The organism is Burkholderia sp. SIMBA_051 (assembly GCF_046534915.1).
Classification (GTDB): Bacteria; Pseudomonadota; Gammaproteobacteria; order Burkholderiales; family Burkholderiaceae; genus Burkholderia; species Burkholderia ambifaria.
In genome coordinates, this window is sequence record NZ_JAWRXS010000002.1 from 619,804 (window position 1) to 637,904 (window position 18,101).

The window sequence follows — 18,101 nt, forward strand, 5'->3', positions numbered from 1 at the left end:
ATGAACACGCATTTCCGCTGGACCCAGTTGCTGCCGCTGATCGCGGTCGCCGCGCTCGCGGGCATCACGTGGTGGCTGCTGCAGGCGACGCTGCCGCCGCCCGGCGAAGGCGCCGCGCAGCCGAAGCGCCATACGCCCGACTATTTCGCGGACAACTTCTCGGTCACCGAGCTCGACCAGTCGGGCACGACCCAGTACCGGTTGACGGCCGCGAAGCTGATCCACTATGAAGACACCGACAACAGCGACCTGACCGCTCCGGCCATGCGCGCGTTCCAGCCCGGCAAGCCGGTCGTCACGACCACCGCGAAGCGCGGCACCGTCAACGGCGACGTGTCGATCGTCGACTTGTACGACGACGCGCGCATCCTGCGCGTGGCCGGCGGCGGCGATCCGCAGATGCAGGCCGATTCCCAGCATTTCCGGATCTTGGTCAATGACGATGTGATCCAGACCGAAAAGCCGGTTAAACTTCAGCGCGGCCTGTCGCTCGTCAACGCGACCGACGGCATGAAGTACAACAACGTCACCCGGGTCATCGAGCTTTACGGCAACGTGCGCGGCACGATCGCCGCGGCGGACACGTCCGGCGGCTCGAAAGGTCAATCCAGGTGACGCATCCCTCACGTGACTGCATGAACGAACCGTTCCCTCGACAGAATTCCGGCGGCGCTGCGCGCGCCGTCCGCGCCGCGCTCGCCGCGACGCTCGTGGCGCTCCCGCTCATCGGGCTGGCGCCGCTCGCCCATGCCGAGAAGGCTGACCAGAACAAGCCGATCAACGTCGAGGCGGACAACCTCACCTACGACGACCTGAAGCAGGTGACGGTCGCGACCGGCAACGTCGTGATCACGAAGGGCACGATCATCATCAAGGGCGATCGCGTCGAAGTGCGCCAGGATCCGGAAGGCTATCAGTACGCGACGTCGTTCGGCAGCGGCAAGAAGCACGCGACGTTCCGCCAGAAGCGCGAAGGTCTCGACGAGTACATCGACGGCGACGCCGAGCGCATCGACTACGACGGCAAGCAGGATCTGACGACCCTGACGACCGCCGCGACCGTGCGCCGCCTGCAGGGCACGTCGACGATCGCCGACACCGTGCACGGCAGCGTGATCACGTACGACGGCCAGCGCGACTTCTACACCGCGAAGGGCGGCAAGGACGTCGCGGCGCCGGGCAATCCGAACGGCCGCGTGCGCGCGATGCTGTCGCCGAAGAGCGGCGGCCCCGGCCAGCTGAACGGCGCGCCGGCGAAGCTGTCGCCGTCGACCACGATCCAGGGAGCGCCGGGACAATGAGCGCGCTACCGAATCGCCAGCCGGCCGGCGCGACGAGTTCGCTCGTCGTGCGCAACCTGAAGAAACGCTACGGCTCGCGCACGGTCGTCAAGGACGTGTCGCTCGACGTGAAGAGCGGCGAAGTCGTCGGCCTGCTCGGCCCGAACGGCGCCGGCAAGACGACGTCGTTCTACATGATCGTCGGCCTCGTGCCGCTCGACGCGGGCGAGATCTCGCTGAACGGCAGCTCGATCAGCCTGCTGCCGATCCACAAGCGTGCATCGCTCGGCCTGTCGTATCTGCCGCAGGAAGCGTCGGTGTTCCGCAAGCTGACCGTCGAGGAAAACATCCGCGCGGTGCTCGAGCTGCAGCACGGCGACGATGGCAAGCGCCTGTCGAAGGACGCGATCGCCGCGCGCACCGAGGAGTTGCTCGACGAGCTGCAGATCGGCCACCTGCGCGAGAACCCGGCGCTGTCGCTGTCGGGCGGCGAGCGCCGTCGCGTCGAGATCGCACGTGCGCTTGCGACCAGCCCGAACTTCATCCTGCTCGACGAACCGTTCGCCGGCGTCGACCCGATCGCGGTGCTCGAGATCCAGAAGATCGTCAAGTTCCTGAAGCAGCGCAACATCGGCGTGTTGATTACCGATCACAACGTCCGCGAAACGCTCGGCATCTGCGACCACGCGTACATCATCAGCGACGGTTCGGTGCTCGCCGCCGGCGCGCCCAGCGAAATCATCGAAAACGAAAGCGTGCGCCGCGTGTACCTCGGCGAACACTTCCGCATGTAACCTCCCCTTTTTGTGGCTGGCTGCACCCCGCCCGGCATCGCCGCGCGGGGCTGCGCCCGTGTGCCCCGCGCGGCGGCCCTCTGCGCGGCCGGGCGCCGCGCCGCGCGTAATCGCCGATGGCTCAATGCGGGTCGGTCGTGGCAAACTGCCGGTATGACTCCCTCTCTGCCATGAAAGCCAGCCTTCAACTCCGCCTGTCGCAACACCTGGCGCTGACCCCGCAACTGCAGCAGTCGATCCGGCTCCTGCAACTGTCGACGCTCGAACTGCAGCAGGAAGTCGCGATGGCCGTCGCGCAAAATCCGTTGCTCGAAAACGAAGACGAATGGATCACGAGTCCGCTGCGTGTCGCGTCGGACGGATCGCTGATCGCGCAGGGGCCTTCCGGACAGAACATCGAGCCGGGCCCCGCGAACGGCAGCAGCCCGTCGAGCGAGCGCGCCGAGCGCGACGAGCCGGCCGGCGCCGACGAATACGACGGCTACGGGTCGGGTGACGCCGGCGACGGCCCGCAGTGGAATCTGGACGAGTACGGCCGCTCGAGCGGCGCATCGGACGATGACGACCTCCCGCCGCTGCAGGTGCAGGAAGCCGCGACGTCGCTGCGCGACCACCTGTCCGCGCAATTGCGCGTCACGCAGGCCAGCCCGCGCGATCGCGCGCTCGTGATGTTCCTGATCGAATCGCTCGACGACGACGGCTACCTGACCGCATCGCTCGACGAAGTGCTCTCCGACCTGCCGCCGGAACTGGAAGTCGACGGCGACGAACTGAATGCGGCGCTCGCGCTGCTGCACAGCTTCGACCCGGCCGGGGTCGGGGCCCGCTCCGCCTCCGAGTGCCTGAAGCTGCAGTTGCTGCGCCTCGATCCGTCCCCCACCCGCACGCTCGCGCTGGAGATCGTGTCGCAGCACCTCGAGTTGCTCGCCGCGCGCGACTTCACGCGGCTGCGCAAGCACCTGAAGGCGAGCGACGACGCGCTGCGCGACGCGCACGCGCTGATCCGCTCGCTGGAGCCGTTCCCCGGCGCCGCGTACGGCAAGGCCGAGGCCGACTACGTCGTGCCCGACATCATCGTGAAGAAGGCCGGCCAGGGCTGGCTCGCGGAACTCAATCCGGAAGTGATGCCGCGGCTGCGGATCAACAACCTGTACGCGAACATCCTGCGCAACAGCCGCGGCGATCCGTCGGCCGGGTCGCTCAAGCAGCAGCTCCAGGAAGCACGCTGGCTGATCAAGAACATCCAGCAGCGATTCGACACGATCCTGCGTGTCGCGCAGGCCATTGTCGAACGTCAAAAGAATTTCTTCGCACATGGTGAAATCGCCATGCGCCCCTTGGTTTTGCGGGAAATAGCTGATACGCTGGGCCTACACGAGTCGACTGTCAGCCGTGTGACAACAGGCAAGTACATGCTGACCCCGTTCGGTACGCTGGAATTCAAGTACTTCTTCGGGTCACACGTTTCGACCGACACCGGAGGCGCCGCATCGTCGACCGCCATCCGAGCCCTGATCAAGCAACTGATAGGAGCTGAAGACCCAAAATCGCCACTTTCGGACAGCCGCATTGCCGAGCTGCTGGCAGAACAGGGTTTCGTGGTTGCGCGCCGCACGGTTGCCAAGTATCGCGAAGCCCTCAAAATCCCGGCAGTGAATCTGCGCAAGTCTCTTTAGCCTGCTGCCTGCCCGGCGGCAGGCGTCTTCCGGCCACCGCGCACACGGGGGACAGCCGGGCGACCTGTCCGCGAATTTGCCGCCACGTGCGGCAAGGGCAAGTCGACCGGAGCGCCGCCTCGATGCGGCCGGGTGGTCACTCGCTTGGAGAAGCACTATGAACCTGAAGATCAGTGGACATCATCTCGAAGTCACGCCTGCAATTCGCGAATACGTGATCACCAAGCTGGATAGGGTGCTACGCCATAGCGATCAGGTGATCGATGGCACTGTGATCCTCTCGGTCGACAACCACAAGGAAAAGGACAAGCAGCAGCGCGCGGAAATCAATCTGCACCTGAAGGGCAAGGACATCTTCGTCGAAAGCGCAAACGGCAACCTCTACGCTGCGATCGATCTGCTGATCGACAAGCTGGACCGCCAGGTCGTCAAGCACATGGAGCGTCTGCAGACCCATGCGCACGACCCGATCAAGCTGCAGCCGTCGATCGACCAGATCGAACTGCCGCCGCAATAACGTTCACCGCAACACCCACGCCGCCCGGTTCGCCGGGCGTTTTTTTTGAGTCCGAGCGGCAGTGGTGCGACCGGTCCGTCCATGCCACGCCACGCACGCGGCTGTGCTCTATAATGTCCCGGTTATCGCCGGGGGGCGTTGAATGCGGTAGCTGCGTTGCAGGTTGCCGATGCCAAACGCCTTGATATCGCCGAACATGGAAAATCAGTCTGCCGCCGCAAGGAGACCCCAGGCCGCCCTATCGCCTGCCAACATGAATCGCCTAGCCAAAATCCTGCCCATAGAGAACGTCGTCATCGACCTCTCCGTCACCAGCAAGAAACGCGTCTTCGAACAAGCCGGGCTGATGTTCGAGAATCAGAACGGCGTCGCCCGCAGCACCGTCACGGACAACCTGTTCGCGCGCGAGCGCCTCGGCTCGACCGGGCTCGGCGAAGGCGTCGCGATTCCGCACGGGCGCATCAAGGGGCTCAAGCACCCGCTCGCCGCGTTCGTGCGGCTCGCCGACGCGATCCCGTTCGAAGCGCCCGACGGCCAGCCGGTCGGTCTCCTGATTTTCCTGCTCGTCCCCGAGCAAGCTACCCAACAGCACCTCGAGATCCTGTCGGAGATCGCGCAACTGCTATCCGATCGCGACGCGCGCGAGCGTCTGCACAACGAAACAGATCTCGCCGAGTTGCATCGCGTGCTCACTCAGTGGCAACCTTGAGTTGATCCGGGCGGAATATTTTCCCGAACGAGGCGGCACGCGCCGCCGTCCAGGGCCGCCCGGCGCCGGTCCGGCATGGCGACGCCCGTCGCCGCGCACATGCACCGGCTCATTGGAGTGACGAAAGTCATGGATACGTCCAGCATCAACGCCCAGAGCATCTTCGACGACAACGCGGCCACGCTGAAACTGAGCTGGCTCACGGGGCATGAAGGCTGGGAGCGCGGTTTTTCGTCCGACACCGTCGCCAACGCGACGTCGAGCGCCGACCTCGTCGGCCACTTGAACCTGATCCACCCGAACCGGATCCAGGTGCTCGGCGAAGCCGAAATCGACTACTACCAGCGGCAGACCGACGAAGACCGCTCGCGGCACATGGCCGAGCTGATCGCGCTCGAACCGCCGTTTCTCGTCGTCGCCGGCGGCGCCGCCGCGCCGCCCGAACTCGTGCTGCGCTGTACGCGCTCGTCCACGCCGCTGTTCACGACACCGATGTCGGCCGCCGCGGTGATCGACAGCCTGCGGCTCTACATGTCGCGCATCCTCGCGCCGCGCGCGACGCTGCACGGCGTGTTCCTCGACATCCTCGGGATGGGCGTGCTGCTCACCGGCGACTCCGGGCTCGGCAAGAGCGAACTCGGCCTCGAACTCATCAGCCGCGGCCACGGCCTCGTCGCCGACGACGCCGTCGACTTCGTCCGACTTGGCCCCGATTTCGTCGAAGGCCGCTGCCCGCCGCTGCTGCAGAACCTGCTCGAAGTGCGCGGCCTCGGCCTGCTCGACATCAAGACGATCTTCGGTGAAACCGCCGTGCGCCGGAAAATGAAGCTGAAGCTGATCGTCCAGCTCGTGCGCCGCCCGGACGGCGAATTCCAGCGGCTGCCGCTGGAAAGCCAGACGGTCGACGTGCTCGGCTTGCCGATCAGCAAGGTCACGATCCAGGTGGCGGCCGGCCGCAACCTCGCGGTCCTGGTCGAGGCCGCCGTGCGGAACACGATCCTGCAGCTGCGCGGCATCGACACGTTGCGCGATTTCATGGATCGGCAACGACTCGCGATGCAGGATCCCGACAGTCAGTTCCCCGGCAAGCTCGTGTAACCACCGCGCGCCGGCCTCGCAGCGCCGACGCGTCGAGCCGGTGCTATGATGAAACGTCAGGATTCTCAGCTTCCCATGCGTATCGTCCTCATCACCGGCATCTCCGGCTCAGGCAAGTCCGTCGCACTGAATGCGCTTGAAGACGCAGGCTACTACTGCGTCGACAACCTGCCGCCGCACGTGCTCCCCGAACTCGCCCGCTACCTGGCCGACGGCGGCCAGCATCGGCTCGCGGTCGCAATCGATGCGCGCTCGAGCGCGTCGCTCGACGAATTGCCCGGCCTGATCCGCTCGCTGTCGCTCGAGCACGATGTCCGCGTGCTGTTCCTCAACGCGAGCACGCAGGCGCTGATCCAGCGCTTCTCCGAAACGCGCCGACGCCACCCGCTGTCCGGTTCGCCGTCGCACGACGCGAACATCGGGCTGCTGTCGTCGCTCGAGGAAGCGATCGAGCGCGAGCGCGACCTGGTCGCGCCGCTCGCCGAATTCGGTCATCAGATCGATACGAGCACCCTGCGCGCGAACGTGCTGCGCACATGGGTCAAGCGCTTCATCGAGCAGAAGAACAACGACCTGATGGTGATGTTCGAGTCATTCGGCTTCAAGCGCGGCGTGCCGCTCGATGCCGACCTGATGTTCGACGTGCGCGCGCTGCCGAATCCGTACTACGACCATGAGCTGCGCCCGCTCACCGGGCTGGACCAGCCGGTCATCGCCTTTCTCGACGCACTGCCGATCGTCCACCAGATGATCGACGACATCCATGCGTTCCTGATGAAATGGCTGCCGCACTTTCGCGAAGACAACCGCAGCTACCTGACCGTCGCCATCGGCTGCACGGGCGGTCAGCATCGCTCGGTATTCATCGCGGAAACGCTCGCCGCGCGCCTCGCGCACGATGCGAACGTGATCGTGCGGCATCGTGACGCGCCAGTGGATGTCGACGCGTCGTCGCGGCTCGTCACCGAGGTCGACCGACCTTAGCGACACCGCCCTCTTCCCGGCGCGCCATGTCCACCCTATCGACCACCCTGATCGACCTGCCGCTGTTTCCGCTGCACACGGTGCTGTTTCCCGGTGGCTGGCTGCCGCTCAAGGTGTTCGAGGCGCGCTATCTCGACATGTCCCGCGCATGCCTGCGCGACGACGCACCGTTCGGCGTGTGCCTGCTGAAAAGCGGCCCCGAAGTCGCGCAGGACGGCGCCGTGTCGGTGCCCGAGACCATCGGCTGCATGGCGCGCATCACCGAGTGCGATACCGGCGAATTCGGGATGCTGTACCTGGAGGCGATCGGCACGCAGCGTTTCGAGCTGCTGTCGTATCGCGTCGAAGGCAACGGGCTGCTGGTCGGGATCGCCGAGCCGCTGCCCGACGACATCCCGCTCGAAGGCGAGCAGGCGCTCGCGCAGTTCGGCTCGTGCGCCGAGGTGCTCGAGCGCATCATCGAAGCGCTGAAGAAATCCGAACCGGGCAAACTGCCGTTCGCCGAACCGTTCCGCCTCGACGATCCGAGCTGGGTGTCGAACCGCCTCGCGGAACTGCTGCCGCTCGACCTGCGCGCGCGGCAGAAGCTGATGGAGTTTCCGGATGTCGGCGCGCGGATCGATGCCGTGCACCACGTGCTCGACCGGCACGGATGGCTGTAGGTATCGCGGCCACCCGGTCGCGTCTGAGCGTCTGAGCGTCTGAGCGTCTGAGCGTTGCAGCGGTGCCGCTGCCGCCCGTCGCCGAACGGATGGATGCCCTGCGGTGACCGGGCGCCTGCCCGAGCGCGCCCCCTTCCCCTTTCGTTACAGCAGCGGCCCGCTCAGCGCATCGAGCAGCTTGCGCACCGGCGCCGGCACGCCGTAAGCAGCGAGCCCGCTCAGCGGCACCCACGCCGTCTCGGCATCCTGCGCGTGCGCAGCCGGCAGCCCGCCGTTCGTCATGTCGCTCAGCCGCGGCTCGATCTCGAGCCGGAAATGCGTGAACGTGTGCGTAAACGGTGCGAGCGGCACCGGGCCGCCGCCGCCGAAGCCGCGTGCGAGTGCCGCGAGCGCGGCATCGCCGTCCGCCTGCGGCAGGCACCACAGGCCGCCCCAGATGCCGGCGGGCGGACGCCGCTCGAGCAGCACGGCGTCGCCGTCGCGCAGCACGAGCATCCAGGTCTTGCGCGTCGGCACGGCCTTCTTCGGCCGCGCGGCCGGCAGTTCGCGCTGCCGGCCCGTCGATTGCGCGACGCAGTCGCCCGCGAACGGACAGCGCGCGCAATCCGGCTTGCCGCGCACGCACAGCGTCGCGCCGAGATCCATCAGCCCTTGCGTATAGGCGCTCACGTCTGCCTCGTTCGCGGCATCGGGCAGCAACGATTCGGCCAACGCCCACATGTCGTTCTCGACACGCTTCTCGCCCGGAAAGCCTTCGACGCCGAACACCCGCGCGAGCACGCGCTTCACGTTGCCGTCGAGGATCGTCGCGCGCGCACCGTACGCGAACGACGCGATCGCCGCGGCCGTCGAGCGGCCGATGCCCGGCAGTTCGGCGAGCGCGTCGGGCGTTGGCGGGAATACACCGCCATGCTCGGCGACGACGACCTGCGCGCAGCGGTGCAGGTTGCGTGCGCGCGAGTAGTAGCCGAGGCCGGCCCACAACGCCATCACGTCGTCGGCCGGCGCGGCCGCGAGCGCGGCGACGTCGGGAAAGCGTTCGAGAAAGCGCAGGTAGTACGGGATGACGGTCGATACCTGCGTCTGCTGCAGCATGATTTCCGACAGCCAGATCCGGTACGGATCGCGGGTGTTCTGCCACGGCAGGTCGTGGCGGCCGTGTGTGCGCTGCCATGCGATCAGGCGCGTGGCGAACGTGCGATGCAGCGGCGTGACGGGGAACGGAGCGGGAGCAATGCGGGGCGGCTTCAAGTGTTCGAATTTTCGGAAAAAGGTTTCAACGGGGCTCAACGCTGGCAGGTCGGGCAGAAATAGGTCGAGCGCTGGCCCTGCACGATCTGGCGGATCGGCGTCCCGCATACGCGGCAAGGCAGCCCCGCACGGTCGTAGACGAAGCAGTCGAGCTGGAAATAGCCGCTTTCGCCGTTGCTGCCGACAAAATCGCGCAACGTGCTGCCGCCGCGCTCGATCGCGTCGGCGAGCGTCGCGCGCACCGCGTCGGCCAGTCGCTCGTAGCGCGGCAGCGAGACCTTGCCGGCGGCGGTCGTCGGCCGGATACCGGCGCGAAACAGGCTCTCCGACGCATAGATGTTGCCGACGCCGACCACCATGTCGCCCGCGAGCAGCGCCTGCTTGACCGACACCGTGCGCCCGCGCGTGCGCGCGTGCAGCAGCGCGCCGGTGAATGCCGGCGAGAACGGCTCGACGCCGAGGCTCGCGAGCAGCGGATGCGCATGCACGTCGCCCGCTTCGCGCGGGTGCCACAACACGGCGCCGAAGCGACGCGGATCGCGAAAGCGCAGCACGAACTCGTCGAAGATCCAGTCGATGTGGTCGTGTTTCGCGGCGACCGGCACGCCGGCCGCGGGCAGCACGCGCAGCGTGCCCGTCATGCCGAGATGCACGATGAACCAGCCCGCGTCGACCTCGAACAGCAGGTACTTGCCGCGACGCTCGACGGCGAGCACCTCGCGCGCGCGCAATTGCTCCGCGAGCCCCGCCGGCACGGGCCAGCGCAGCATCGCGGTACGGACGTCGACACGCTCGACGCGGCGGCCCGCGACAAAGGGCTCGATGCCCCGGCGCGTGACTTCGACTTCTGGCAACTCTGGCATGTTTTGCGGGTCTGAAACGGCATTCACGATCGTGCGTGTATTGTAGCGAGCGCGTTACAATCGGTTGAAACATCGAACGGATTTCCATGACTCTGCCCTCGAAGCTGCTTCTGAAGCGCCCCGCCGCCGAGCACGGCGCGCGCGTCTTCCCGGTCCGCCGTGCGCTCGGCGCCGCGCTGTTCGCCGCCTGGACCCTCACCGCCTTCCCGGCTCACGCGCAGGATCCGGCATCGGACGACGCGCAGCCGCAGGGCGCGTTCGAGCACGTGATGGCGGACGAGCAGAAGAATCTCCCCGGCGTCCCGCTGACGAGCCAGATCGTCTACCAGGTGCTGGCCGCCGAAGTCGCGCTCCAGCGCAACCAGCCGGCGCCGGCCTACCAGACCTACCTCGCCCTCGCCCGCGACACGCGCGATCCGCGCATGGCGCAGCGTGCGACCGAGATCGCACTCGGCGCGCAAAGCCCGGCGGATGCGCTCTCCGCGGCCAATCTGTGGCGCCAGTACGCGCCCGATTCGAACCGCGCATCGCAAGTCGACGCCGCGCTGCTGGTGCTCGCCGGCAAGCCGGCCGACGCGCAGCCGATGCTCGCGCGCGAGCTGGCCCGCGCGACCGGCGAAACGCGCGGCCCCGCGATCCTCGCGCTGCAGGCGCTGCTGGTGCGCGGCTCCGACCGCGTCGGCGGCCTCGCGGTGCTGAAGGACATGCTGAAGAACGACATGAACCGCCCCGAGGCGCAGCTCGCGATCGCGCGGCAGCAACTGGCGGTCGACGACAAGGAAGGCGCGGCGCGCTCGCTGAAGCAGGCGCTGCAGATCCGTCCCGACTACCTGCCTGCGGCGCTGATGCTGTCGCAGATGGGCCCCGCGGAGCGCGCGGCCGGCATCGCGTCGTTCGAGAAATATGTTCAGCAGAATCCGAAGTCGCGCGACGGGCGGCTCGCGCTGTCGCAGCTCTATCTCGCCGACGACCGCCTCGACGACGCGCAGAAGCAGTTCGAGACGATGCGCAAGCTCGACTCGAAGGACCCGACGCCACTGATGGCGCTCGCGCTGATCAGGATCCAGCAGAAGAAGCTCGACGACGCGAGCGCGTACCTGAAACAGTACGTGCAGCTCGGCGACAAGCAGTCGAACCTCGACGTCGGCCAGGGCTACATCTACCTCGCGCAGATTTCGATCGAGCAGGGCAACGACGCGCAGGCGTCGCAATGGCTCGACAAGGTCGACCAGACGAGCCAGCACTACCTGCCGGCGCAGATCACGCGCGCGCAGCTGCTGCAGAAACAAGGCAAGACCGACGCGGCCCGCAAGGTGCTCGACGATCTGCCGATCAGCGATCCGCGCGATGCGGCCGTGGTCGCGCGCACCGACGCGTCGATCCTGTTCACCGCGAAGCGCTATCCGGAAGCCGAGGCAAGGCTCGGCCAGGCGGTCCAGGACTTCCCGGACGATCCCGACCTGCGCTACGACTACGCGATGGCGGCCGAAAAGACCGGCCACTACGCGACGATGGAAAAGCAGCTGCGCGAGCTGATCCGCACGCAGCCCGACAACCCGCAGGCGTACAACGCGCTCGGCTATTCGCTGGCCGATCGCAATCAGCGCCTGCCGGAGGCCAGCAAGCTGATCGACAAGGCCCTGTCGCTCGCGCCGAACGACGCGTACATCATGGACAGCCTCGGCTGGGTGAAGTACCGGATGGGCGACACGACCGGCGCGGCCAAGGTGCTGCAGCGCGCGTTCGAGTTGCAGCCGAACGCCGAGATCGGCGCGCACCTCGGCGAAGTGCTGTGGAAAAGCGGCGCGCAGGACGACGCGCGCATCGCATGGCGCGCGGCGCAGAAGCTCGAGCCCGACAACGACACGCTCGTGCAGACGCTGAAGCGCCTGCAGATCAACGGCCTCTGATGCGGATGTTCCCGATGCTTTCCCTGTCTTCCCGCGCGCTGCGCACGCTGGCCGCGGCCGGCGCGGCGCTCGCGCTCGCCGGCTGCGCAAGCACGCCGCCGTCGGCGAACGCGCCGGCCGGCGCCCCGTTGCAGACGGCCGCGACGCACGCATACCATGGCCGCTTCGCGGTGCAGTACAACGACCGTCTCGGCAGGCAGCAAAACGTGTACGGCAACTTCGACTGGCTGGAGCACGGCGACGACGTGTCGCTCGAATTGCGCAGCCCGCTCGGCCAGACACTCGCAATCGTGAAATCGACGCCGCAGACCGCAACGCTCGAACTGCCGAACCGCCAGCCGCAATACGCGACCGACGTCGGCGAGCTGATGCAGAACACGCTCGGCTTCTCGCTGCCGCTGGCCGGCCTGCGCTACTGGCTGCTGCCGACGCCCGCGCCCGCGACGCCCGCGCAGACGGTGCGCGACCCGGCCGACACGACGCACGTGAAGCAGATTCGCCAGGACGGCTGGACGATCGACTACCTCGCCTACGCGGACGCACCGGCCACCGGCGTCAAACGCGTGAACCTCGTGCGCGCGACGCCGCCGCTCGACATCAAGCTCGTGCTCGACCAGTAAGCACGTGAACCTAGCCCCGACATACGCATGACCGATTCGACCCGCTCGCTGCGCAACTGCCTTGCGCCCGCGAAACTCAACCTGTTCCTGCACATCACCGGCCGTCGCCCGAACGGCTATCACGATCTGCAAAGCGTGTTCCAGTTGCTGAACTGGGGCGACACGCTGCACTTCACGCTGCGCGACGACGGTCGCGTCGCACGCATCACCGACGTGCCGGGCGTGCCCGAGGAAAGCGATCTCGTCGTGCGCGCGGCCAACCTGCTGAAAGCGCATACGGGCACCGCGGCCGGCGTCGACATCGAGATCGACAAGTGTCTGCCGATGGGCGCGGGCCTCGGCGGCGGCAGCTCCGACGCGGCGACGACGCTGCTCGCGCTGAACCGCCTGTGGCAGCTCGACCTGTCGCGCGCCGAACTGCAATCGCTCGCGGTGAAACTCGGCGCCGACGTCCCGTTTTTTGTTTTTGGAAAAAATGCGTTCGCAGAGGGTATCGGAGAAGAATTAGCTGAGGTAGAATTGCCGACTCGCTGGTTCCTGGTTGTGACGCCGCGAGTTCATGTCCCCACCGCTGAAATTTTTTCAGATGAGTTGTTGACAAGAAATACGAAGCCAGTCACAATTGCTGACTTTCTTGCACAGCAAAACAGCGATGCGGGATGGCCAGACAGTTTCGGCCGGAACGATATGCAGCAAGTTGTGACAAGTAAGTACGCGGAAGTTGCGCAGGTGGTCAAATGGTTGTATAATGTGACCCCCGCGAGGATGACCGGCTCCGGAGCAAGCGTGTTTGCAGCGTTTCAAAGCAAGCACGAGGCAGAAGCGGCGAAAGCCCAGCTGCCCACCGGTTGGAACGGTGCAGTTGCCGAGAGCCTGAACGAGCATCCGCTCTTCGCTTTCGCGTCATGAAGTTTTGCTTTGCCGGATGGCCTACAACGCCGGTGAAGTTATCAGTTAAGTGTAGGGGAGTCGCCAAGTTGGTCAAGGCACCGGATTTTGATTCCGGCATGCGAGGGTTCGAGTCCTTCCTCCCCTGCCAAAAATTTTCCCGCATTTCCCGCCCAAGCCTGAAGCAGGTGCACGATGAGCAGCCACAGCCTTGATGGCCTGATGGTCTTTACTGGCAACGCGAATCCCGCGCTCGCACAGGAAGTCGTCAATATCCTTGGAATCCCCCTCGGCAAAGCAATGGTCAGCCGTTTCTCCGACGGCGAGATTCAAGTCGAGATCCAGGAAAACGTGCGCGGCAAGGACGTCTTCGTCCTGCAATCCACGTGCGCGCCGACGAACGACAACCTGATGGAACTGATGATCATGGTCGACGCGCTCAAGCGTGCGTCCGCCGGCCGGATCACCGCTGCCATCCCCTACTTCGGCTATGCCCGCCAGGACCGTCGCCCGCGCTCGGCGCGTGTCGCGATCTCGGCGAAGGTCATCGCGAACATGCTGGAAATCGCCGGCGTCGAGCGGATCATCACGATGGATCTGCACGCCGACCAGATTCAAGGCTTCTTCGACATCCCGGTCGACAACATCTACGCAACGCCGATCCTGCTGGGTGACCTGCGCAAGCAGAACTACGCGGATCTGCTCGTCGTGTCGCCGGACGTCGGCGGCGTGGTCCGCGCCCGGGCACTCGCGAAGCAGCTCAACTGCGATCTCGCGATCATCGACAAGCGTCGTCCGAAGGCGAACGTCGCCGAAGTGATGAACATCATCGGTGAAGTCGAAGGCCGCACCTGCGTGATCATGGACGACATGGTCGACACCGCCGGCACGCTCTGCAAGGCCGCGCAAGTCCTGAAGAATCGCGGTGCGAAGCAGGTGTTCGCTTACGCGACGCACCCGGTTCTGTCGGGTGGCGCCGCCGAGCGTATCGCCGCATCGGAACTCGACGAGCTGGTCGTCACCGATACGATCCCGCTGTCGGCCGAATCGCTGGCCTGCTCGAAGATCCGCTCGCTGACGAGCGCGAGCCTGCTGGCCGAAACGTTCTCGCGAATCCGTCGCGGCGACTCGGTGATGTCGCTGTTCGCGGAATCCTGATCGCGTAACGACAAAAAAAGCATGCGCGGAAAGCGAAGCGGCAACGCTTCGCTTTTTGCACAATCGGACGGGATAGACGAAACCCCGCCCGTTTCATCAGGGGCCGCCATTTCGCAGGCCCCGTTTTACTGCCTGGTCGCGGGCAGCTAATGGAGAATCACATGAAAGTCGTCGCTTTCGAGCGCCAAGAGCAAGGTACGGGTGCGAGCCGCCGCCTGCGCAACGCTGGTAAGACCACGGGTATCGTCTACGGTGGCGAAGCAGCCCCGCAAAAGATCGAACTCGATCACAACGCGCTGTGGCACGCACTGAAGAAGGAAGCCTTCCACTCGTCGATCCTCGATCTCGAAGTGGCCGGCCAGTCGCAACAGGTTCTGCTGCGCGACGTGCAATACCACCCGTTCAAGCAACTCGTGCTGCACGTTGACTTCCAGCGCGTCGACGCGAAGAAGAAGCTGCACACGAAGGTGCCGCTGCACTTCCTGAACGCTGAAGTCAGCCCGGCAGTGAAGCTGTCGAGCGCAGTCGTCTCGCACGTCGCGACGGAAATCGAAATCGAGTGCCTGCCGTCGGCACTGCCGGAATTCCTCGAAGTCGACCTGTCGAAGATCGAAGCAGGTCAGTCGCTGCACGCGAAGGACATCGCTCTGCCGAAGGGCGTGGCGCTGGTCGCGCACATCGACGCGGAAAACCCGGTTGTCGCATCGGCGACGATCCCGGCTGGCGCCGTGTCGGACGCAGCAGGCGAAGGCGAAACGCCGGCTGCCTAAGGGCTGCCCACGCGCTGCCCTCGCGCCCGTTCGATCCGTTTCACGAAACGGTCGACGCAACCCGCCGCGGCTCGCCCGGCGGGTTTTTCTTTTTCTGCGCCCAGGCGGCGCTGCCGCCTACGAAACGTCATGATCAAACTGATCGTCGGCCTCGGCAATCCCGGGGCGGAATACACCGCGACGCGCCACAACGCCGGCTTCTGGCTGGTCGACCAGGTCGCCCGCGAAGCCGGCGCGACGCTGCGCGACGAGCGCCGCTTCCACGGCTTCTACGCGAAAGCGCGCCTGCACGGCGAGGAAGTCCACCTGCTCGAGCCGCAAACCTACATGAACCGCTCCGGCCAGTCGGTCGTCGCGCTCGCGAGTTTCTTCAAGATCCTGCCCGACCAGATTCTCGTCGCACACGACGAGCTCGATCTGCCGCCCGGCACCGTGAAGCTGAAGCTCGGCGGCGGCAGCGGCGGCCACAACGGCCTGAAGGACATCTCCGCGCACCTGTCGTCGCAGCAGTACTGGCGGCTGCGCATCGGCATCGGCCATCCGCGCGACCTGATCCCGGAAGGCGCGCGTGCCGGCGCGAAGCCCGACGTCGCGAACTTCGTGCTGAAGCCGCCGCGCCGCGAGGAGCAGGACGTGATCGACGCATCGATCGAGCGCGCGCTCGCCGTGATGCCGATGGTCGTCAAGGGTGAGCTCGACCGCGCGACGATGCAGCTGCATCGCAACTGAAGCCGCACCGGCATGGTGCAACGTGCCGTCCGGCGGCGCCGGGCGGCATTTCGGCCCCGTGCCATTGCGCACCGCGCGGCCCACATGCGGTAATCTGGTCGTTTTTGCCCGTCAGGAGCCAAGCGGTGAGCCGTTACTGGAGCGACGTCGTTCAGCAACTCGTGCCTTACGTGCCGGGCGAACAGCCCGCACTCGCACACCCCGTCAAGCTGAACACCAACGAGAATCCCTATCCGCCTTCGCCGCGCGTCGTCGCGGCGATCGCACGCGAACTCGGCGACACCGGCGACACGCTGCGCCGCTATCCCGACCCGCTCGCGCGCGCACTGCGCGAGACGGTCGCGGCCCATCACCGCATCAAGCCCGAACAGGTTTTCGTCGGCAACGGCTCCGACGAAGTGCTCGCGCATGCATTCCAGGCACTGCTCAAACATGAGCGGCCGCTGCGCTTTCCCGACATCTCGTACAGCTTCTATCCGACCTACGCGCGCCTGTACGGCGTCGAGACCACGATCGTGCCGCTCGCGGACGACTTCTCGATCCGTGTCGAGGATTACCTCGACGACGCGGGCGGCGTGCTGTTTCCGAACCCGAACGCGCCGACCGGGCGCGCGCTGCCGCTCGCGGACATCGAACGCATCGCGGCCGCGAACCCGTCGTCGGTCGTGCTGATCGACGAAGCGTATGTCGATTTCGGCGCGCAATCCGCGATCACGCTGATCGACCGCTATCCGAACCTGCTCGTCGTGCACACGACGTCGAAGGCGCGCTCGCTCGCGGGCATGCGCGTCGGTTTCGCGTTCGGCGATGCGGCGCTGATCGACGCGCTCAATCGCGTGAAGGACAGCTTCAACTCCTATCCGCTCGACCGGCTCGCGCAGGCCGCCGCCCGGGCCGCATACGAAGACACCGACTATTTCAACGCGACCTGCCGGCGTGTGATCGACACGCGTGCGCGCCTCACGCACGCGCTCGAGGCGCTGGGCTTCGACGTCGTGCCGTCGGCCGCGAATTTCGTGTTCGCGCGCCACCCTGCGCACGATGCGGGCGCGATCGCGGCAAGGCTGAAGGATCGGGAAATTTTCGTGCGGCACTTCCGCGCGCCGCGCATCGATCAGCACTTGCGCATCACGGTCGGCACCGACGCGGAATGCGATGCGCTCGTCGCGGCGCTGCGCGAGCTGATCGGCTGAAGCACAAGCGGGAAGCGAAACCGGCGCCGAGCGGCGCCGGTCGAGGAAATCGTGACGTCGTGACGCACGCGTCACGACGGAGTCACTGCGCGTCGTCGCCCTTCGCGGCGGTCAACGCGTGATACTTCTCCATCAACTGCGCGTGCGATTCGTCATGCTGCGGATCGCGCGGAATGCATTCGACCGGACACACCTGCTGGCACTGCGGTTCGTCGAAATGGCCGACGCACTCGGTGCACTTGTTCGGGTCGATCACGTAGATATCCGGGCCCATCGAAATCGCGCCGTTCGGGCACTCGGGCTCGCACACGTCGCAATTGATGCACTCGTCGGTAATCATCAAGGACATACTGATCTCACTTCTTCAGGCCAGCGGCCGGCTTCGCAATGAAACCGGCCGGCGCCGCATCATGCGGCCGGGCCTCCCATCGCGGCGACTTTCTCGGTCAACCACTTCTCGACGGACGGGAACACGAATTTGCTGACATCGCCGCCCAACTGCGCGATTTCGCGCACGATCGTCCCCGAGATGAACTGGTATTGATCGGACGGCGTCATGAACATCGTCTCGACGTCGGGCAGCAGATAGCGGTTCATCCCCGCCATCTGGAACTCATACTCGAAATCGGACACGGCACGCAGGCCGCGCACGATCACGCGCGCGTTGTTGGTGCGGACAAAGTCCTTCAACAGGCCCTTGAACCCCATCACCTTCACGTTCGGATAATGGCCGAGCACCTCGTTCGCAATCTTCAGACGTTCTTCCAGCGAGAAGAACGGCTTCTTCGCGCGGCTGTCGGCCACACCGACCACCAGCGTATCAAAAATGCTCGACGCACGCCGCACGAGGTCTTCGTGCCCGCGCGTCAGCGGATCGAACGTACCGGGATACACGGCGACTACCATGTCGCTCCTCCTGTCATCACGCAAACGGGGTGGCAGCCGTGCGATGCGCACGCCACTGCCGAGATGGGCACGCGTCGCCTCTCCGGCGCGCCG

At 66.0% G+C, this 18,101-nt stretch carries 20 protein-coding genes and 1 tRNA gene; 17 read left to right on the top strand and 4 right to left on the bottom strand.

Features of this window, described 5'->3' with window-relative positions:
• From lptC to SB771_RS06860, 9 genes are all read left to right on the top strand, one after another.
• Entirely contained in the window at positions 1 to 615 is a 615-nt protein-coding gene (gene lptC / locus SB771_RS06820; RefSeq protein ID WP_126228527.1) for an LPS export ABC transporter periplasmic protein LptC, read from the top strand.
• Positions 616 to 635: 20 nt separating this feature from the next.
• Positions 636 to 1,301 (top strand): lipopolysaccharide transport periplasmic protein LptA, encoded by a 666-nt coding sequence (gene lptA, locus SB771_RS06825; protein ID WP_011657963.1) that lies wholly within the window; start codon positions 636 to 638, stop codon positions 1,299 to 1,301.
• A complete protein-coding gene (lptB, locus tag SB771_RS06830) occupies positions 1,298 to 2,074 on the top strand; it encodes an LPS export ABC transporter ATP-binding protein (protein WP_011657964.1) in 777 nt (258 codons plus the stop codon). The genes lptA and lptB overlap by 4 nt, the downstream gene beginning before the upstream one ends.
• Before the next feature lie 170 nt (positions 2,075 to 2,244).
• On the top strand, positions 2,245 to 3,750 hold the full coding sequence (locus tag SB771_RS06835) for an RNA polymerase factor sigma-54 (protein ID WP_105832999.1): 1,506 nt from the start codon (positions 2,245 to 2,247) through the stop codon (positions 3,748 to 3,750).
• A 157-nt stretch (positions 3,751 to 3,907) separates the two neighbouring features.
• Positions 3,908 to 4,267 (top strand): ribosome hibernation-promoting factor, HPF/YfiA family, encoded by a 360-nt coding sequence (gene hpf / locus SB771_RS06840; RefSeq protein WP_006477786.1) that lies wholly within the window; start codon positions 3,908 to 3,910, stop codon positions 4,265 to 4,267.
• A gap of 196 nt (positions 4,268 to 4,463) precedes the next feature.
• A complete protein-coding gene (locus SB771_RS06845) occupies positions 4,464 to 4,976 on the top strand; it encodes a PTS sugar transporter subunit IIA (RefSeq protein ID WP_045554931.1) in 513 nt (170 codons plus the stop codon).
• Positions 4,977 to 5,105: 129 nt separating this feature from the next.
• Positions 5,106 to 6,074, top strand: coding sequence for an HPr(Ser) kinase/phosphatase (gene hprK / locus SB771_RS06850; protein WP_011657967.1), 969 nt, complete (start codon positions 5,106 to 5,108; stop codon positions 6,072 to 6,074).
• 75 nt (positions 6,075 to 6,149) lie between these two features.
• Entirely contained in the window at positions 6,150 to 7,058 is a 909-nt protein-coding gene (rapZ, locus tag SB771_RS06855) for an RNase adapter RapZ (protein ID WP_041489859.1), read from the top strand.
• A 26-nt stretch (positions 7,059 to 7,084) separates the two neighbouring features.
• On the top strand, positions 7,085 to 7,720 hold the full coding sequence (locus SB771_RS06860) for an LON peptidase substrate-binding domain-containing protein (protein WP_006752630.1): 636 nt from the start codon (positions 7,085 to 7,087) through the stop codon (positions 7,718 to 7,720).
• A gap of 144 nt (positions 7,721 to 7,864) precedes the next feature.
• On the opposite strand, the gene mutY is transcribed toward SB771_RS06860, so the two are convergent.
• Both mutY and mutM read right to left on the bottom strand, forming a co-directional pair.
• Entirely contained in the window at positions 7,865 to 8,971 is a 1,107-nt protein-coding gene (gene mutY / locus SB771_RS06865) for an A/G-specific adenine glycosylase (protein ID WP_011657969.1), read from the bottom strand.
• Between the two features lie 35 nt (positions 8,972 to 9,006).
• A complete protein-coding gene (gene mutM, locus SB771_RS06870) occupies positions 9,007 to 9,834 on the bottom strand; it encodes a bifunctional DNA-formamidopyrimidine glycosylase/DNA-(apurinic or apyrimidinic site) lyase (RefSeq protein ID WP_041491280.1) in 828 nt (275 codons plus the stop codon).
• Positions 9,835 to 9,920: 86 nt separating this feature from the next.
• Here mutM and SB771_RS06875 point away from each other — a divergent pair, with 86 nt between their 5' ends.
• From SB771_RS06875 to hisC, 8 genes are all read left to right on the top strand, one after another.
• A complete protein-coding gene (locus SB771_RS06875; RefSeq protein WP_011657971.1) occupies positions 9,921 to 11,744 on the top strand; it encodes a tetratricopeptide repeat protein in 1,824 nt (607 codons plus the stop codon).
• Complete coding sequence (lolB, locus tag SB771_RS06880) at positions 11,744 to 12,364, top strand: lipoprotein insertase outer membrane protein LolB (protein WP_011657972.1); 621 nt, start codon at positions 11,744 to 11,746, stop codon at positions 12,362 to 12,364. Before SB771_RS06875 ends, lolB begins: the two co-directional genes overlap by 1 nt.
• Positions 12,365 to 12,391: 27 nt before the next feature.
• Positions 12,392 to 13,273: a 4-(cytidine 5'-diphospho)-2-C-methyl-D-erythritol kinase gene (gene ispE / locus SB771_RS06885; RefSeq protein WP_175662518.1), complete on the top strand. Its 882-nt coding sequence runs from the start codon at positions 12,392 to 12,394 to the stop codon at positions 13,271 to 13,273.
• Positions 13,274 to 13,326: 53 nt separating this feature from the next.
• Positions 13,327 to 13,403 (top strand) — tRNA-Gln (locus SB771_RS06890).
• A 44-nt stretch (positions 13,404 to 13,447) separates the two neighbouring features.
• Positions 13,448 to 14,410, top strand: coding sequence for a ribose-phosphate pyrophosphokinase (locus tag SB771_RS06895; RefSeq protein WP_006753281.1), 963 nt, complete (start codon positions 13,448 to 13,450; stop codon positions 14,408 to 14,410).
• Between the two features lie 161 nt (positions 14,411 to 14,571).
• Complete coding sequence (locus SB771_RS06900; RefSeq protein WP_006753282.1) at positions 14,572 to 15,180, top strand: 50S ribosomal protein L25/general stress protein Ctc; 609 nt, start codon at positions 14,572 to 14,574, stop codon at positions 15,178 to 15,180.
• 129 nt (positions 15,181 to 15,309) lie between these two features.
• On the top strand, positions 15,310 to 15,909 hold the full coding sequence (pth, locus tag SB771_RS06905) for an aminoacyl-tRNA hydrolase (protein WP_410721770.1): 600 nt from the start codon (positions 15,310 to 15,312) through the stop codon (positions 15,907 to 15,909).
• 125 nt (positions 15,910 to 16,034) lie between these two features.
• The gene (gene hisC, locus SB771_RS06910) at positions 16,035 to 17,102 is read left to right on the top strand and encodes a histidinol-phosphate transaminase (RefSeq protein ID WP_175662517.1); all 1,068 of its coding nucleotides are present in this window, start codon (positions 16,035 to 16,037) and stop codon (positions 17,100 to 17,102) included.
• 82 nt (positions 17,103 to 17,184) lie between these two features.
• Here hisC and SB771_RS06915 read toward each other — a convergent pair whose 3' ends face one another.
• Both SB771_RS06915 and coaD read right to left on the bottom strand, forming a co-directional pair.
• Positions 17,185 to 17,451 carry a YfhL family 4Fe-4S dicluster ferredoxin gene (locus SB771_RS06915; RefSeq protein WP_006760398.1) on the bottom strand — a complete coding sequence of 89 codons (267 nt, stop codon included), beginning with the start codon at positions 17,449 to 17,451 and terminating at the stop codon, positions 17,185 to 17,187.
• Between the two features lie 59 nt (positions 17,452 to 17,510).
• Entirely contained in the window at positions 17,511 to 18,008 is a 498-nt protein-coding gene (coaD, locus tag SB771_RS06920) for a pantetheine-phosphate adenylyltransferase (protein ID WP_006398238.1), read from the bottom strand.
• Between the last annotated feature and the right edge of the window lie 93 nt (positions 18,009 to 18,101).

Excerpts from the sequence above, each read along its gene's own strand:
- SB771_RS06900 (WP_006753282.1), top strand. The coding sequence starts at position 14,572 with ATGAAAGTCGTCGCTTTCGAGCGCCAAGAGCAAGGTACGGGTGCGAGC.
- SB771_RS06895 (WP_006753281.1), top strand. The coding sequence starts at position 13,448 with ATGAGCAGCCACAGCCTTGATGGCCTGATGGTCTTTACTGGCAACGCG.
- rapZ (WP_041489859.1), top strand. The coding sequence starts at position 6,150 with ATGCGTATCGTCCTCATCACCGGCATCTCCGGCTCAGGCAAGTCCGTC.
- SB771_RS06860 (WP_006752630.1), top strand. The coding sequence starts at position 7,085 with ATGTCCACCCTATCGACCACCCTGATCGACCTGCCGCTGTTTCCGCTG.
- SB771_RS06845 (WP_045554931.1), top strand. The coding sequence starts at position 4,464 with ATGGAAAATCAGTCTGCCGCCGCAAGGAGACCCCAGGCCGCCCTATCG.
- lptC (WP_126228527.1), top strand. The coding sequence starts at position 1 with ATGAACACGCATTTCCGCTGGACCCAGTTGCTGCCGCTGATCGCGGTC.
- SB771_RS06835 (WP_105832999.1), top strand. The coding sequence starts at position 2,245 with ATGAAAGCCAGCCTTCAACTCCGCCTGTCGCAACACCTGGCGCTGACC.
- lptA (WP_011657963.1), top strand. The coding sequence starts at position 636 with ATGAACGAACCGTTCCCTCGACAGAATTCCGGCGGCGCTGCGCGCGCC.
- lptB (WP_011657964.1), top strand. The coding sequence starts at position 1,298 with ATGAGCGCGCTACCGAATCGCCAGCCGGCCGGCGCGACGAGTTCGCTC.
- pth (WP_410721770.1), top strand. The coding sequence starts at position 15,310 with ATGATCAAACTGATCGTCGGCCTCGGCAATCCCGGGGCGGAATACACC.
- coaD (WP_006398238.1), bottom strand. The coding sequence starts at position 18,008 with ATGGTAGTCGCCGTGTATCCCGGTACGTTCGATCCGCTGACGCGCGGG.
- mutM (WP_041491280.1), bottom strand. The coding sequence starts at position 9,834 with ATGCCAGAGTTGCCAGAAGTCGAAGTCACGCGCCGGGGCATCGAGCCC.
- SB771_RS06915 (WP_006760398.1), bottom strand. The coding sequence starts at position 17,451 with ATGTCCTTGATGATTACCGACGAGTGCATCAATTGCGACGTGTGCGAG.
- SB771_RS06875 (WP_011657971.1), top strand. The coding sequence starts at position 9,921 with ATGACTCTGCCCTCGAAGCTGCTTCTGAAGCGCCCCGCCGCCGAGCAC.
- ispE (WP_175662518.1), top strand. The coding sequence starts at position 12,392 with ATGACCGATTCGACCCGCTCGCTGCGCAACTGCCTTGCGCCCGCGAAA.
- lolB (WP_011657972.1), top strand. The coding sequence starts at position 11,744 with ATGCGGATGTTCCCGATGCTTTCCCTGTCTTCCCGCGCGCTGCGCACG.
- hprK (WP_011657967.1), top strand. The coding sequence starts at position 5,106 with ATGGATACGTCCAGCATCAACGCCCAGAGCATCTTCGACGACAACGCG.
- hpf (WP_006477786.1), top strand. The coding sequence starts at position 3,908 with ATGAACCTGAAGATCAGTGGACATCATCTCGAAGTCACGCCTGCAATT.